This is a genomic window from Gluconobacter sp. NFX36 (assembly GCF_049887835.1).
GTDB classification, from domain to species: Bacteria; Pseudomonadota; Alphaproteobacteria; order Acetobacterales; family Acetobacteraceae; genus Gluconobacter; species Gluconobacter japonicus_A.
Map to the genome: position 1 here is coordinate 206,762 of NZ_JAGEKJ010000007.1, position 12,934 is coordinate 219,695.

Annotated in this window: 9 protein-coding genes; 6 read left to right on the forward strand and 3 right to left on the reverse strand. The window is 57.4% G+C overall.

The genetic code is table 11. From position 1 onward, the window contains the following. Positions 1–84 precede the first annotated feature (84 nt). The gene (locus J4P41_RS09610; RefSeq protein ID WP_062021913.1) at positions 85–1,899 is read left to right on the forward strand and encodes a DEAD/DEAH box helicase; all 1,815 of its coding nucleotides are present in this window, start codon (positions 85–87) and stop codon (positions 1,897–1,899) included. 61 nt (positions 1,900–1,960) lie between these two features. On the opposite strand, the gene J4P41_RS09615 is transcribed toward J4P41_RS09610, so the two are convergent. After that, positions 1,961–2,839, reverse strand: a complete 879-nt coding sequence (locus J4P41_RS09615) for a PPK2 family polyphosphate kinase (RefSeq protein ID WP_426066921.1) — start codon at positions 2,837–2,839, stop codon at positions 1,961–1,963. Continuing rightward, positions 2,829–3,584 carry an SDR family NAD(P)-dependent oxidoreductase gene (locus J4P41_RS09620; protein ID WP_426066922.1) on the reverse strand — a complete coding sequence of 252 codons (756 nt, stop codon included), beginning with the start codon at positions 3,582–3,584 and terminating at the stop codon, positions 2,829–2,831. Before J4P41_RS09620 ends, J4P41_RS09615 begins: the two co-directional genes overlap by 11 nt. A 70-nt stretch (positions 3,585–3,654) precedes the next feature. Between J4P41_RS09620 and J4P41_RS09625 the strand changes: the two genes are divergently transcribed. The 3 genes from J4P41_RS09625 to J4P41_RS09635 all read left to right on the forward strand — a co-directional run bounded on the left by J4P41_RS09625 (position 3,655) and on the right by J4P41_RS09635 (position 6,444). Continuing rightward, positions 3,655–4,239 carry a YqgE/AlgH family protein gene (locus tag J4P41_RS09625; protein WP_062015986.1) on the forward strand — a complete coding sequence of 195 codons (585 nt, stop codon included), beginning with the start codon at positions 3,655–3,657 and terminating at the stop codon, positions 4,237–4,239. Positions 4,240–4,263: 24 nt separating this feature from the next. Further along, on the forward strand, positions 4,264–4,920 hold the full coding sequence (gene grxB, locus J4P41_RS09630) for a glutaredoxin 2 (RefSeq protein ID WP_426066923.1): 657 nt from the start codon (positions 4,264–4,266) through the stop codon (positions 4,918–4,920). A gap of 132 nt (positions 4,921–5,052) precedes the next feature. Next, the gene (locus J4P41_RS09635; protein WP_426066924.1) at positions 5,053–6,444 is read left to right on the forward strand and encodes a M20/M25/M40 family metallo-hydrolase; all 1,392 of its coding nucleotides are present in this window, start codon (positions 5,053–5,055) and stop codon (positions 6,442–6,444) included. Positions 6,445–6,495: 51 nt separating this feature from the next. On the opposite strand, the gene J4P41_RS09640 is transcribed toward J4P41_RS09635, so the two are convergent. Next, positions 6,496–8,733, reverse strand: coding sequence for a DPP IV N-terminal domain-containing protein (locus J4P41_RS09640; protein ID WP_426066925.1), 2,238 nt, complete (start codon positions 8,731–8,733; stop codon positions 6,496–6,498). A gap of 148 nt (positions 8,734–8,881) precedes the next feature. Between J4P41_RS09640 and J4P41_RS09645 the strand changes: the two genes are divergently transcribed. Further along, complete coding sequence (locus tag J4P41_RS09645; RefSeq protein WP_426066933.1) at positions 8,882–9,961, forward strand: aldo/keto reductase; 1,080 nt, start codon at positions 8,882–8,884, stop codon at positions 9,959–9,961. An 89-nt stretch (positions 9,962–10,050) separates the two neighbouring features. Continuing rightward, positions 10,051–12,651, forward strand: coding sequence for an ATP-dependent chaperone ClpB (gene clpB / locus J4P41_RS09650; RefSeq protein WP_023943489.1), 2,601 nt, complete (start codon positions 10,051–10,053; stop codon positions 12,649–12,651). The last annotated feature ends 283 nt before the right edge of the window (positions 12,652–12,934 follow it).

Consider the following 12,934-nt stretch of genomic DNA (forward strand, 5'->3'; position numbering starts at 1 on the left):
TTTGTGGACAGAAGTCTTTATGCAGCGGCATCCCAGCCGCCGCTTTTTGCCGTCGGCGTGACGTTTGCCGAGTGTTCATCAAATATGCCTTTCCCCGATACTCATCCTGCCCTTGGGCGCGCCCTGGCGGCGCGCGGCTACGAACAGCCAACTCCCGTTCAGGAAGCCGTTCTGCAGCCAGGGCTGGAGGATCGTGATCTTCTGGTTTCCGCCCAAACGGGCTCAGGCAAGACCGTAGCCTTTGGTCTGGCCATCGCGCCGACGCTGCTGGGTGAGGCCGATCGCCTCCCGCCGTCGCCGCAGCCAATGGCTCTGGTTATTGCCCCGACGCGTGAACTGGCCCTTCAGGTCCAGTCCGAACTTGAATGGCTCTATGCCGAGACCGGTGCCCGCATTGCGAGTTGCATTGGTGGCACGGATGCCCGCCGTGAAGCCCGCGATCTCAACCGTGGCGCCCATATCGTCGTTGGGACGCCGGGCCGCCTGTGTGATCATCAGTCCCGTGGTTCTCTTGACCTGTCCGGTCTGCGTTGCGTCGTGCTCGATGAAGCTGACGAAATGCTGGACATGGGCTTCCGTGACGAGCTGGAACAGCTTCTGGATGCGTCCCCGGCCGAGCGCCGCACGCTGCTGTTCTCTGCGACGATTGCTCGCGAAATTGCTTCTCTGGCCAAGCGCTTCCAGAAAGATGCCAAGCGCATCGATACGGTTTCCGGCGCCAAGCAGCATTCTGATATCACCTATCGTTGTGTCGTAACGGCCCCGCAGGAAATCGAGCGTTCCCTTGTGAACGTTCTGCGTTTCTATGAGAGCCCGACGGCCATGGTGTTCTGCAACACCCGTATGATGGTCGGTCAGGTGCAGGCCGCTCTTCTCGAGCGTGGGTTCGCCTCTGTCGCCATTTCCGGTGAGATGGGTCAGAACGAGCGTAGCCGCGCGATCGAAAGCCTGCGTTCCGGTCAGGCCCGTGTTTGTGTTGCGACTGACGTTGCAGCCCGTGGCATTGACGTTCCGGCGCTGAACCTCGTCATTCATGCCAGCATTCCGACGGCTTCTGAAACGCTGCTGCACCGTTCCGGCCGTACGGGGCGTGCGGGCCGTAAGGGCACCAGCGTTCTTATGGTGCCGATGAATCAGCGTCGTCGCGCTGAGCGTCTGCTGGCCATGGCGCGTGTGAATGCTGAGTGGGAAGCCGTTCCGACGGCTGCGGCGATTGCTGCTCAAGATACACAGCGTCTGCTCGAAGATCCGATTCTTGCCAACGCCTCGGAAGAGACGACGGATGAACTGGTTCTGAAGCTGGCCGAAACCTATGACGCCAAGAAGCTCGCAGCAGCTCTGGTGGAAATGTATCGTGCCCGCCTGCCGCAGGTCGAGCAGATCCGTCCGATGTCTGTTGAAGCTCCGAGCAGCCGTGGTGAACGCGGCGAGCGTGGGGAACGTGCTCCGCGTGAAGAGCGCGTTGTGTCCGGTCAGTGGTTCAAGATGGGCGTTGGCCGTACCGAGCGTGCCGATCCGAAGTGGCTGATTCCGCTGATCTGCCGTCTTGGCAATGTCCAGAAGCGCGACATTGGCAGCATCCGCATCGAGCAGGATCAGACCTACTTCCAGATTACGGATGAGAGCGTCGAGCGCTTCAAGTCCTGTGTTGCTGGTGCCGAGCCTGATGAAGTGACGATCGAGCCATCTGCTGAGCCTGCTGGCGGCGGCTATGGTGCCCGTGGCCGTAATCCGGGTGAAGGCAAGCGCTTTGGTCGTCCCGGCGGCGGCGGCGGTTTCAAGGGTGGTCCGCGTTCCGGCGGCGGTGGTGGATACAAGGGCCGTGGCGGCTCTGGTTTCAGCCGTTCCAAGTCCAGTGGTCCGACCGGTGAAGGAACGAGCCGCAAGCGCCGTTCCTGATCTGACGACCAGATTGAACTGAAAAAGCCCCACCGGATAATTTCGGTGGGGCTTTTTCTTTTCAAGGCTTCTTGGAATCTTCTGCAAGGAGCGTGTCGCGTGCAGTTCGTAACGCATCGGAGAGTTTTTCTTCCGGGACTTTGAGATGCAGCCCTTCAAGGACCTCTAGCAAAGCCTCCGCGACCATGAGTCTGGCAGCCCATTTATGATCTGCAGGAATGATATGCCATGGGGCTTCGGGTGTTGCCGTGGCTTGAATGGCGGCTTCGTAGGCTTGTGTGTAGTCCGGCCATTTCTCACGTTCAGCAAGATCGGAAGGCGAGAATTTCCAACGCTTTTCGGGGTGTGTCAGGCGTTTGAGAATACGTTTCTTCTGTTCGTTTGCCGAGATGTGGAGAAACAGCTTCAGAACAACGATATTCTGGTGCGTCAGGTAACTCTCGAAATGTCGGATATCGGACAGCCTTTTATCCCAGAAGCCGGGAGTATCCGGGTCAAGCCCACGGGCTCTGACGAAATCGGGATGAACGCGGGCAATCAGAACGTCTTCGTAGTGGCTGCGATTGAAGACGGCAATTTCACCGCGCGCGGGGGCCATCAGATGGACCCGCCACAGATCATCCCGTTTTTCCGCAGGACCGGCTGGCGTCTTGAAGGACGTGACATGAAAGCCCTGAGGGTTCAGGCCCGAAAAGGCATGGCGAATTGCGCCGTCCTTACCAGCCGTATCCATGCCCTGCAGCACAACCAGAATGCCGTGAGAGCCATGGGCGGCAAGCCGCCCCTGCAGAATGGCCATCCGATCCACACAGTCCCGGATGCGGGTATGCGCGCTTTTCTTGTCATGCCCGACCCGGTCATCGGTTTTGAAGTCGGAGAGGCGGAATTTGCTACCGTCCGTGACTTTCAGACGGGATGGAACACCAGTTTCAGCCGACATGCCGGTTCACCGCCAGTCCACCCGAAGCCTGACAGACAGGCATAATTTCCATTGTGTTGACGTTCATATGCCAGGGCAGACCGATGAGCCAAGAGACGGTTTCGGCTATATCTTCCGGCGTCAGGGGGGTCGTGTCTTTATAGACGTCTGCGGCTTTTCCGTCGTCCTTCAGGCGGACATTACTGAATTCGCTGCCACCGCACAGGCCGGGTTCAATATCCGTGACACGAATACGCTTGCCGAGAAGATCCGTGCGGAGATTCTGGCTGAACTGGCGGACGAAGGCTTTCGTGGCGCCATAGACGTTACCGCCCGTGTAAGGATAGGTTCCCGCAGTGCTGCCCAGTGTCAGGACATAGCCTGAATTGCGTTCCACCATGCCGGGAAGAAGCGCGTGGGTAATTTCGATAAGTCCGGAAATATTGGTGGCGATCATGGTTTCCCAGTTTTCCACCTTGGCTTCCTGAGCTGGCTCCATGCCGAGGGCGAGGCCAGCATTGTTCACGAGAACATCTACGATCTGCCAACCTTCAGGTAGGCTTTCTGGTAATGCGCGCAGCGCTTCCTTGTCAGTCATGTCGAGCGGAACAGGCAGCAGAGCGTCTCCCAGTTCCTTGTGAAGCGTTTCAAGCCGCTCGGCGCGTCTTCCTGTGGCAATGACACGGTGGCCGTCCCGTACCAGACGGGTGGCGATGGCGTGTCCGAAGCCTGCGGTGGCGCCGGTGACGAGAACAGTCAGGGACATGGGGACCTCCATAAAACTCTCAAGAGGGGAACGCTTGCAAAGAGACAAGAGATGCACCCATCTTTAAGAAATGAAGAAAACACTCGCCGGACAGAATGACAACCTGACAGGCATGCTTCTGGTCGCTGCTCCGCAACTGGCGGAAACGGTTTTTGCCCAGAGCGTGATCTATCTGTGTGCACACTCCCCTGAAGACGGGGCAATGGGCCTCATTATCAACCGTCGTTTGGCTCAACCGGGGCTTGATGATCTTTTCGCGCAGTTGGGAATTGAACCCAGTCCGCCGGAACGTCGTATTGCCGTATGTATGGGGGGGCCAGTCGATCACTCTCATGGTTTCGTTTTGCACTCGACGGACTGGACCGGGGAGGGCAGTCTGGGCGTCAATGATCGTGCAACGCTGACAGCCAGTCTGGATGTGTTGCGGGATCTGGCGGCAGGGCGTGGTCCGAAGCAGGCTCTCATGGCTTTGGGGCATGCCGCCTGGGGGCCGGGGCAGTTGGAGGAAGAGATCCTGCGCGACAGTTCCTGGTTTGTCGCTCCTGCCAGTGACGAGATTGTTTTCGGACTGGATCATGCGAAGAAATGGCGCAAGGCTCTGGCCGCCATCGATATTGACCCTCTGCTGCTCTCTGGAGCGGTCGGGGAAGCCTGATTTTTGAGAAGGACACTGAAAGCCGTGAACCAGACAGCACGCATCCTGCATATCTACGAGCACTGCCCGTTCTGCGTGAAGGCTCTCATGATTTTCGGGCTGAAAAATATTCCTTTCGAGCGGCGTGTCTTCCTGAATGATGATGAAGCCGGTCCGATCAGCATGGTTGGCCGGAAAGTCGTACCAATTCTGGAAGAAAACGGGCGTTATATGCCCGAGAGCATGGATATTGTGTCCCATATCGACGGGATTGGCGCACCGCTTCTGACAGGCCCGGTGCGACCAGAGATCGCGGACTGGCTGAAGGCGGGAAGCCGCGCGACATATCGTCTTTTCCTGCCGCGTGCTGTCTGCGCGCCGCTGCCTGAATTTGCGACGACCTCCGCCCGCGCCGGTTTCATTCGACGCAAAGAAGAGTCAACTGGGGCGTTCTGGGAAATTCTTGCAGATGGGTCCAAGGAAATTGCTGAACTGAATGCCCTGCTAGAAAAACTGGCATCGTTGATCCAGTCGCCGGAGGCCGTGAACGGCACTCTTTCCACAGATGATATTCATCTGTTTGCCCAGTTGCACAGCATGTCTTTGATCAAGGGGCTGTGTTACCCGCTGGAAGTGGAAGCCTACCGTCAGGTCATGTCTGAAAAGTCGGGTGTTGATCTTCTGGATCTGTTTTCTGTTTAGGCTCGTTAAGTGCGAGTCTGCTTGACGCATGGGCCTTGAACGGTTCTCCGTGAAGAGTGGAAACTGCGGCCTGACTAGGCATGAAGGGCAAGCACAGTTACGCTTCCGTATCTGATTCAGGAGATACGACGGATGCGGAAAAATATCGGAGCGGTGCTGTCACTGGCCCTGATGGCGGGGAGTGCGATGGCGGCAACACCAGACCATCAGGATGCAGCGCATCAGGCTCTTGATCTTGCGGAAAAGTCCATCGCTCTTCGTTCTGTCGCGGGAGATGGTAACCAGACGCCTCAGGTTGCGGCTCTTTTCCGGGACGCCCTGATCAAGGGAGGTTTTGCTCCCGCAGATGTCGTTATCACCCCTTATAAAGACACGGCGTATCTCATTGCGCGTTGGCCAGGCAGTGATCCCGCTCTGAAGCCTCTGGTCATTTCCGGTCATATGGATGTGGTGGAAGCCAAGGCATCTGACTGGACGCATGACCCGTTCAAGCCTCAGATCGAAAACGGATATCTGCTCGGGCGCGGTTCAACCGACATGAAGCTCGATGATACACTGGCGATTGCCGCGCTTCTGGAGCTGAAAAAGGGAGGCTACAAACCGCGTCGTGACATCATTCTCGAGTTCTCGGGCGATGAGGAAACGACGATGGCGACCGGCGCTATCATCGCGAGCAAGCTGGCCAATGCGGAACTTGTCCTGAATATGGATGGCGCGAATGGCACGCTGGATGAAAAAACCGGCAAGCCCGATTACTTTACATGGGAAGGTGCGGAGAAGACCTACGCTGATTTCCGACTGACTGTGACCAATCCGGGTGGCCATTCTTCGGAGCCGCGTGTTGTTAACGCGATTGATGAGCTTGCGGCTGATCTGCTTCACATTCAGCAGCACCGCTTCAAGCCGGAACTGAACGATCTGAGCCGGAGCTATTTCGTGAATGCAGCCCGGTGGCAGAAGCCGGAAATTGCATCGGCCATGAAAGTGTTTGCGGCCAATCCGTCTGATGGAAAAGCCATCCGCACGCTTTCTGCGGACCCGTCCTTTATCGGACGGATTGGAACGACCTGCGTCGTGACCATGATTGATGGCGGGCACGCTTTGAATGCGCTTCCCCAGCGGGCCACGGCGAATATCAACTGCCGTATTTTTCCCGGTCACCCTCGGGCAGCCATCATGGAGGAGCTACGTCAGGCCGCTCATGATCCGGGTATGACGATTGAAGATGCAACGGAAGGGTCTGTGGAAACCGCAGCCTCTCCGATGCGACCGGATGTCGTGCAAGCCATTGAACATGGCATGCACGTTGCTTATCCAGGGGTTCCGGTTTTTGCGGCCATGTCTTCAGGGGCGAGTGACAGTATGTGGTTCCGCTCTCATGGCGTGCCGAGCTACGGGATCAGCCCGATTTTCATCAAAAACTCTGACTCGTTCATGCATGGCCTGAATGAACGTACGCCTGTATCGGCCATTGCTCCGGCGATGGAAGATCTTTTGGTGTTGATTCCGGACCTGTCTCACTGACAAGAGAACAGCGTCTTCGAAAATGTCAAAGACGCTGTTTTTTCAGAAGGCTCAGGGTTTCAGAACGTCACCCAGAAACTCTGCCCGCCTCTGCGTGACGCGAGCCCGGAGGATCGGGTCTGGCAGCATATGTGTGCCGGGCAGAAGCAGAAGATTGTAGGGCTTTCCCGCTTTCAGGAGGGCCTGCGTCAGCTTCATCGTGTTTTCGAAATAGACATTATCGTCCGTTAGGCCGTGCATGAGCAGGAGCGGACGTTTCAGGTTGTCGGCATATGTCAGGACATTGCTTTTGCGATATCCTTCAGCGTCGTTCTGCGGTGTGTCGAGGTAGCGCTCGGTATAAGCGGTGTCATAATCCGCGAAATCAACCGGCGGAGCACCGGCAACGCCGACTTTGAAGATATCCGGGCGGCGGATTGTCGCCATGGCGGTGAAATAGCCACCGAAAGACCATCCGTAGACACCAACGCGTGTCAGATCGAGTTCGGGGTAGGTTTTACCGAGCGCCTGAAGACCGTCGATCTGGTCCTGAAGAGGCGCATCAATTAGGTTGCCTTTGATGGCGCGCTCGAAATCATGGTCCCGTCCGGGTGTGCCACGCCCGTCCAGCGTGACGACGACGTAGCCCTGATTGGCGAGGCACTGCTCTTCCATGAAGCTTGATGGCGTGTCGTGCACAAGTTTGACGCCCGGGCCGCCATAGACGGACAGCACGACGGGATAGCGATGTCCTTTCTGGAAATGCTCTGGCCGGATGACGGCCGCGTCAAGCTGACGTTCACCTGTCGTTGTGAACTGAACATGGACGGGAAGGTGAGGGGGCTGTGCAACGCCGGGCAGGGTGGCGAGGATCTTGCCTTTTGCATCGCGGAGCATTGTGCGGCGGGTGCCATCAGCAGACGCGAAGCTGTCGATCATCAGGCGGTGAGCGCCCGACGTGAAATGGATGGTGTGGGTGCCTGGTTCTGTCGCAATGGGCGTTGTTTTGCCGTCGGTCAGCGAGATACGGACAACCTGAGTGTCGATCCGGTTCGGTCGTACCGTAACGACGATACTGTTGCTGTCAGCGTCATAATCATTGAACGCGACGTAAGGTGTCGTGTCTGGAGTAAGAACCCGCTTCAGGGAGCCATCGGCAGCATGATGTTCAAGCTGCCAGGTTTTTCCGCGCTCGGAAGCCCACAGGAAGCCCTGTCCGCCATTCAGAACAACCGGGAGAGCCCGCGCACCAGCTGCTTCCCGTGGGTTCAGGTTCAGCCATGTCTTGTCTGCCTCTGCAAGCAGGACTGAGGTTTTTCCGGTTGCAAGATCGACGGAAAGAACCTGTTCCTGCGTTTGCTGTCGGTTCAAGACAACAAGAAACAGGCCACCGTTCTTCCGCCAGACAGTACGGGCCATGTAAGGCCATGCATCATGGTCCCAACTGATCCAGCGTGTCTTGCCGCCCTTGGCACTGATGAGGCCGAACCGTGTGCGGGCATTGGGCGTCCCGGCACGGGGATAGCGAAATTCGACAGGAGCAGCCTGCGGCGTTTCCGGATTGGTGATGTAGTGCTTTTCAACCGTGCTGGAATCTGCTTCCTCGAACAGGATCGTCTGGCTGTCCGGGGACCACCAGGCACCGTCCGGTCGTTCCAGTTCTTCCGCCGCTGCAAATTCGGCAAGGCCATTTGTCAGGGTTGGTGTGCCTGTTGTGGTCAGGCGCGTCTGGGCACCGCTGACGAGGTCGACGGCGTAGAGATCATTATCGCGAACGACAGTGATGGTCTGGCCATTCGGAGACAGACGCGGAGCGATCCAGTTTCCATCAATGGACGAGACGCGTCCGTCATCGGTGGCGATCCGGATGAGGCGACCGCCCTGAGACGCCAGGATTGTACCGCCGTCTTCGCTCATCTGATAGTCCGTAATGCCGGACATGGACTGTCGGGCACGCTCCCGTCGGGCTTTTTCTTCTACGGACAGGTGTTCCGGACCGGCTTCGGGAGCGGCGAGTTCGTGGAGAGTGTGATCCGGGAGATCATAGCGGAACAGGTGCAGGCGTGTATCGAACGGGCCGGAGCGCAGGAACAGAACGGAATGTCCATCCGGGGTGACTTCGGCGTGGTTCGGCAGTCCAAGCGTGCCGTTTCGTGTTTTGGCAAGATCGACCATGCAGGCGGCCGGTTCGGCGGCTTGGGCCGGCAGGGCAGCCAGCAGGGACGGAAGAAACACGCAGGACAGCAGGGCTCTGCGGAGACGGAATGACGGCATGGCGGCTCCGGATCGAAGGATTTTGACATCAATCATGGACCGGCCTGCCGATCCTGAACAGAGTGTCTTCCAACGAGATGCCGGGTTGCTCACGATTACGGGAGCAGGACGGAATTTACCGGGACCGATGCGCCGTTAAGGTGTTGTCTGTCATGGTGTGTCTCAGAAGAGGAACCTGATGGATATGCAGTATCGTCAGTTAGGCCGTTCTGGCCTCAAGATTTCCGCCCTCAATTTTGGCTCTGTCACATTTGGTGGGCAGGGTGATTTCGCCGCGACAGGTAATATTGATGTCTCGGAGGCCACTCGCATGGTGGATCTCTGCGTCGAGCATGGGGTGAACATGTTCGATACCGCTGATGCTTATTCTGGCGGTGAAGCTGAAGAAATTCTGGGGCGTGTTCTGAAAGGGCGCAGCAGGGAGCTGCTTGTGACCAGCAAGGTTCGGTTCCCAACGGGGAAGGGGCCTAATGAACAAGGGTTATCCCGACATCACATTCTCAATGCCTGCGAAGACAGCCTGCGTCGGCTGGGTCGCGATCATATTGACCTCTATTATCTGCATGAGTGGGACGGCCTGACGCCGGTTGAGGAAACGCTGGAAGCGCTTCAGACCCTCCGGGATCAGGGCAAGATCCGTTATGCGGGCATTTCCAACTTTGCAGGCTGGCAGGCCATGAAGCTTCTGTCTGCGGCAGAGCGGGATCGGTTGATTACACCTGTGTCCGAGCAGATCTATTATTCTCTGGAAGCGCGAGACGCCGAGTATGAACTGCTGCCGTTAGCCGTGGATCAGGGCTTGGGTGTTCAGATCTGGAGCCCGCTGGCCTGTGGATTGCTAACGGGCAAGTATCGTCGCGGAAAGACCGCTCCAGCCGATAGTCGCCGCATCTCGGGATGGCCGGAGCCGGAAGTCCGGAATATCGAAAAGCTCTACGATACCGTCGAGGTTCTGGTTGAGATTGCGGAGGAGCATGATGTTTCAGTGGCTCGGGTGGCGCTGGCCTGGCTGCTGCATAAACCGGGGGTGACGTCTCTGGTCATCGGCGCGCGCAAAGAAAGCCAGCTTCTGGATAATCTGGCAGCGGCTTCGCTCCGTCTGACCAAGGCGCAGGTTGCGCGTCTGGATGAAGTCAGTGCGCCGGATCTGGTTTACCCTTACTGGCATCAGCAACGGAATGCCTTTGACCGGCTTTCTGAGGCTGACATGGTCCTGCACGGGCCCGCGAAACGTCATCGGGAGGCTCTTGAAACAAAAAAATGAGTGCCTAAATATTCATCACCGGTCGTCGCCTTCGGGGGCGGCCGAGACATCATATGCCGCCGATACGGGGCATGAGAGGACATATCAGAATGGACATTCAGAAGTTTACGGAACGCAGCCAGGGTTTCCTTCAGGCTGCACAAACCATTGCCCTTCGGGATTATCACCAGCAGTTGACGCCGGAGCATTTGCTCAAGGCCCTGCTGGATGACGAACAGGGCGCCGCTTCTGGCCTGATCCGGGCAGCAGGTGGCGATCCGAAAGTTGTTCAGGCCGCCAATGATGCGGCGCTTGCCAAACTGCCGAAAGTTCAGGGCGGTGGCGCTGGCCAGCCACAGGCCACACCTGATTTCGTGCGTCTGCTGGACTCCGCCGAAGCCGCAGCAAAGAATGCAGGCGACAGCCATGTTGCGCAGGATCGACTGCTAGTGGCGATTGCCGCCAGCAATTCTCCGGCAGGTAAGGCGCTCGTTGACGGTAAGGCTGATGCTAGTGCGCTGGAGCGTGCTGTTGCCCAGATCCGCAAAGGTCGCACTGTGACCAGCGCTTCTGCTGAAAACACGTTTGACGCCTTGAAAAAATATGCTCGCGATGTGACGGCGGTGGCGCAGGCTGGCAAGCTTGATCCGGTTATTGGTCGTGATGAAGAAATTCGCCGGGCCATTCAGGTTCTGGCGCGCCGGAGCAAGAACAATCCGGTTCTGATCGGTGAGCCGGGTGTGGGTAAAACTGCGATCGTTGAAGGTCTCGCTCTGCGTATCGTCAACGGCGATGTGCCTGAGGCTCTCCGCAACAAGAAGCTGATGTCGCTCGACATGGGCGCTTTGATTGCTGGTGCGAAATTCCGTGGTGAGTTCGAGGAACGTCTGAAGGCTGTTCTCAAGGAAGTTGAGACCGCAGAAGGCGAGATCATTCTCTTCATTGATGAGATGCACACGCTTGTCGGCGCTGGCCGCTCCGATGGTGCAATGGATGCGTCCAACCTCATCAAGCCGGAACTGGCCCGCGGTACGCTTCACTGTATTGGTGCAACCACACTCGACGAATACCGGAAGTATATCGAGAAAGACGCAGCGCTTGCCCGCCGCTTCCAGCCGGTTTTTGTCGGTGAACCGTCCGTTGCAGATACGATTTCGATCCTGCGTGGCATCAAGGAAAAGTACGAGCTTCACCATGGTGTTCGCATCACGGATAACGCCATCGTTTCCGCCGCAACGCTTTCCAACCGTTACATCACGGATCGCTTCCTGCCGGATAAAGCCATTGATCTGATCGACGAGGCTGCCAGCCGTCTGCGGATGCAGATCGACAGCAAGCCGGAAGCTTTGGATGAGCTTGATCGGCGCATCATTCAGCTGAAGATCGAGCGTGAGGCCATCCGCAAGGAAGACGATACGGCGTCGAAGGATCGGCTACAGGCTCTGGAAGCCGAACTGGCTGATCTGGAAGAGCAGTCCGATGCGATGGGTGCCGAGTGGCACGCTGAGAAGGATCGCGTCAACGCCATCCAGAAGCTGAAGGAACAACTGGATACAGCGCGTTCCGATGTCGATGTGGCGCAGCGTCAGGGCAATCTCGCCAAGGCATCCGAGCTGATGTACGGCCTGATCCCTAACCTTGAAGCCCAGATTGCCAAGGCTCAGGAAGAGGAAGACGCAGCGTCCAAGTCAGGTCTGTTCGCTGACAGCGTGACGGAGCAGGGCATTGCTTCGGTCGTGTCCCGCTGGACGGGTATTCCGGTAGATCGCATGCTGGAAGGTGAGCGTGCCAAGCTTATGCGGATGGAAGACACCCTGCGTGATCGTGTCGTCGGGCAGGAGCAGGCGCTTGTTGCGGTCTCCAATGCGGTTCGTCGCGCCCGTGCAGGTCTTCAGGACCCAAACCGCCCGATTGGTTCGTTCCTGTTCCTTGGCCCAACGGGTGTTGGCAAGACCGAGCTGACGAAGGCGCTGGCCCAGTTCCTGTTTGATGACGAAAAGGCCCTGCTGCGGATCGACATGAGCGAATTCATGGAGAAGCACGCGGTGTCCCGTCTGATCGGTGCGCCTCCGGGTTACGTCGGTTACGACGAAGGTGGCGTGCTAACGGAAGCTGTTCGTCGTCGTCCGTATCAGGTCATCCTGTTTGATGAGGTGGAGAAGGCCCATGAGGACATCTTCAACATCCTGCTTCAGGTTCTTGACGATGGTCGCCTGACGGATGGCCAGGGTCGTGTGGTAGATTTCCGCAATACGATCATTGTGCTGACCAGTAACCTCGGCTCGGATGTTCTGGCCAATCAGGAAGATGGTGAATCGCCGGATCTGGTTCAGGCTCAGGTCATGCAGGTCGTGCGTAATCACTTCCGGCCGGAATTCCTGAACCGTCTGGATGAGATCATCCTGTTCTCCCGTCTGCAGCGTGCAGATATGGGACGGATTGTCGATATTCAGCTCAGCCGCCTGCGGCAGCTTCTGGAAGATCGTAAGATCACTCTGGAACTGGATGAGAAGGGGCGGGAGTGGCTTGCTGAAGCTGGATACGATCCGGTCTACGGTGCGCGGCCTTTGAAGCGCGTAATCCAGCGTAGTCTTCAGAACCCGTTGGCAGGCCTGCTGCTGGATGGAACCATCCGCGACGGGGACACTATCCACGTCTCTGCCGGTGAGAAGGGGCTGACGATTAACGGTCATTCCGTCTCGCAAGACTGAATTCTGCGGAAAACCGGGACTTTCAGAAGAAACGCCAGATTTTTCTGGCGTTTTTTTAGTTTTTTTAGTTTTGGATTGTGAATGGAAAGTGTGTGTAAGGTTTGAATGTGTAGGGAAACTGTGGCTTTGTGGTGTGGATAACTCGTTTATGATGATTGTTTGACAGTGTTGGTTGGTCCCCGTATAAGCCCGTTCACCGACGCGGCGGGGCCTTCTTCGAGGGTCTGGCCGGGACGGTTAGAGACTGTGATCTTTGAAAATTGAATATGGAATTGGAAGGGAT

Excerpts from the sequence above, each read along its gene's own strand:
- J4P41_RS09610 (WP_062021913.1), top strand. The coding sequence starts at position 85 with ATGCCTTTCCCCGATACTCATCCTGCCCTTGGGCGCGCCCTGGCGGCG.
- J4P41_RS09615 (WP_426066921.1), bottom strand. The coding sequence starts at position 2,839 with ATGTCGGCTGAAACTGGTGTTCCATCCCGTCTGAAAGTCACGGACGGT.
- J4P41_RS09620 (WP_426066922.1), bottom strand. The coding sequence starts at position 3,584 with ATGTCCCTGACTGTTCTCGTCACCGGCGCCACCGCAGGCTTCGGACAC.
- J4P41_RS09625 (WP_062015986.1), top strand. The coding sequence starts at position 3,655 with ATGAAGAAAACACTCGCCGGACAGAATGACAACCTGACAGGCATGCTT.
- J4P41_RS09635 (WP_426066924.1), top strand. The coding sequence starts at position 5,053 with ATGCGGAAAAATATCGGAGCGGTGCTGTCACTGGCCCTGATGGCGGGG.
- J4P41_RS09640 (WP_426066925.1), bottom strand. The coding sequence starts at position 8,733 with ATGATTGATGTCAAAATCCTTCGATCCGGAGCCGCCATGCCGTCATTC.
- J4P41_RS09645 (WP_426066933.1), top strand. The coding sequence starts at position 8,882 with ATGCAGTATCGTCAGTTAGGCCGTTCTGGCCTCAAGATTTCCGCCCTC.
- clpB (WP_023943489.1), top strand. The coding sequence starts at position 10,051 with ATGGACATTCAGAAGTTTACGGAACGCAGCCAGGGTTTCCTTCAGGCT.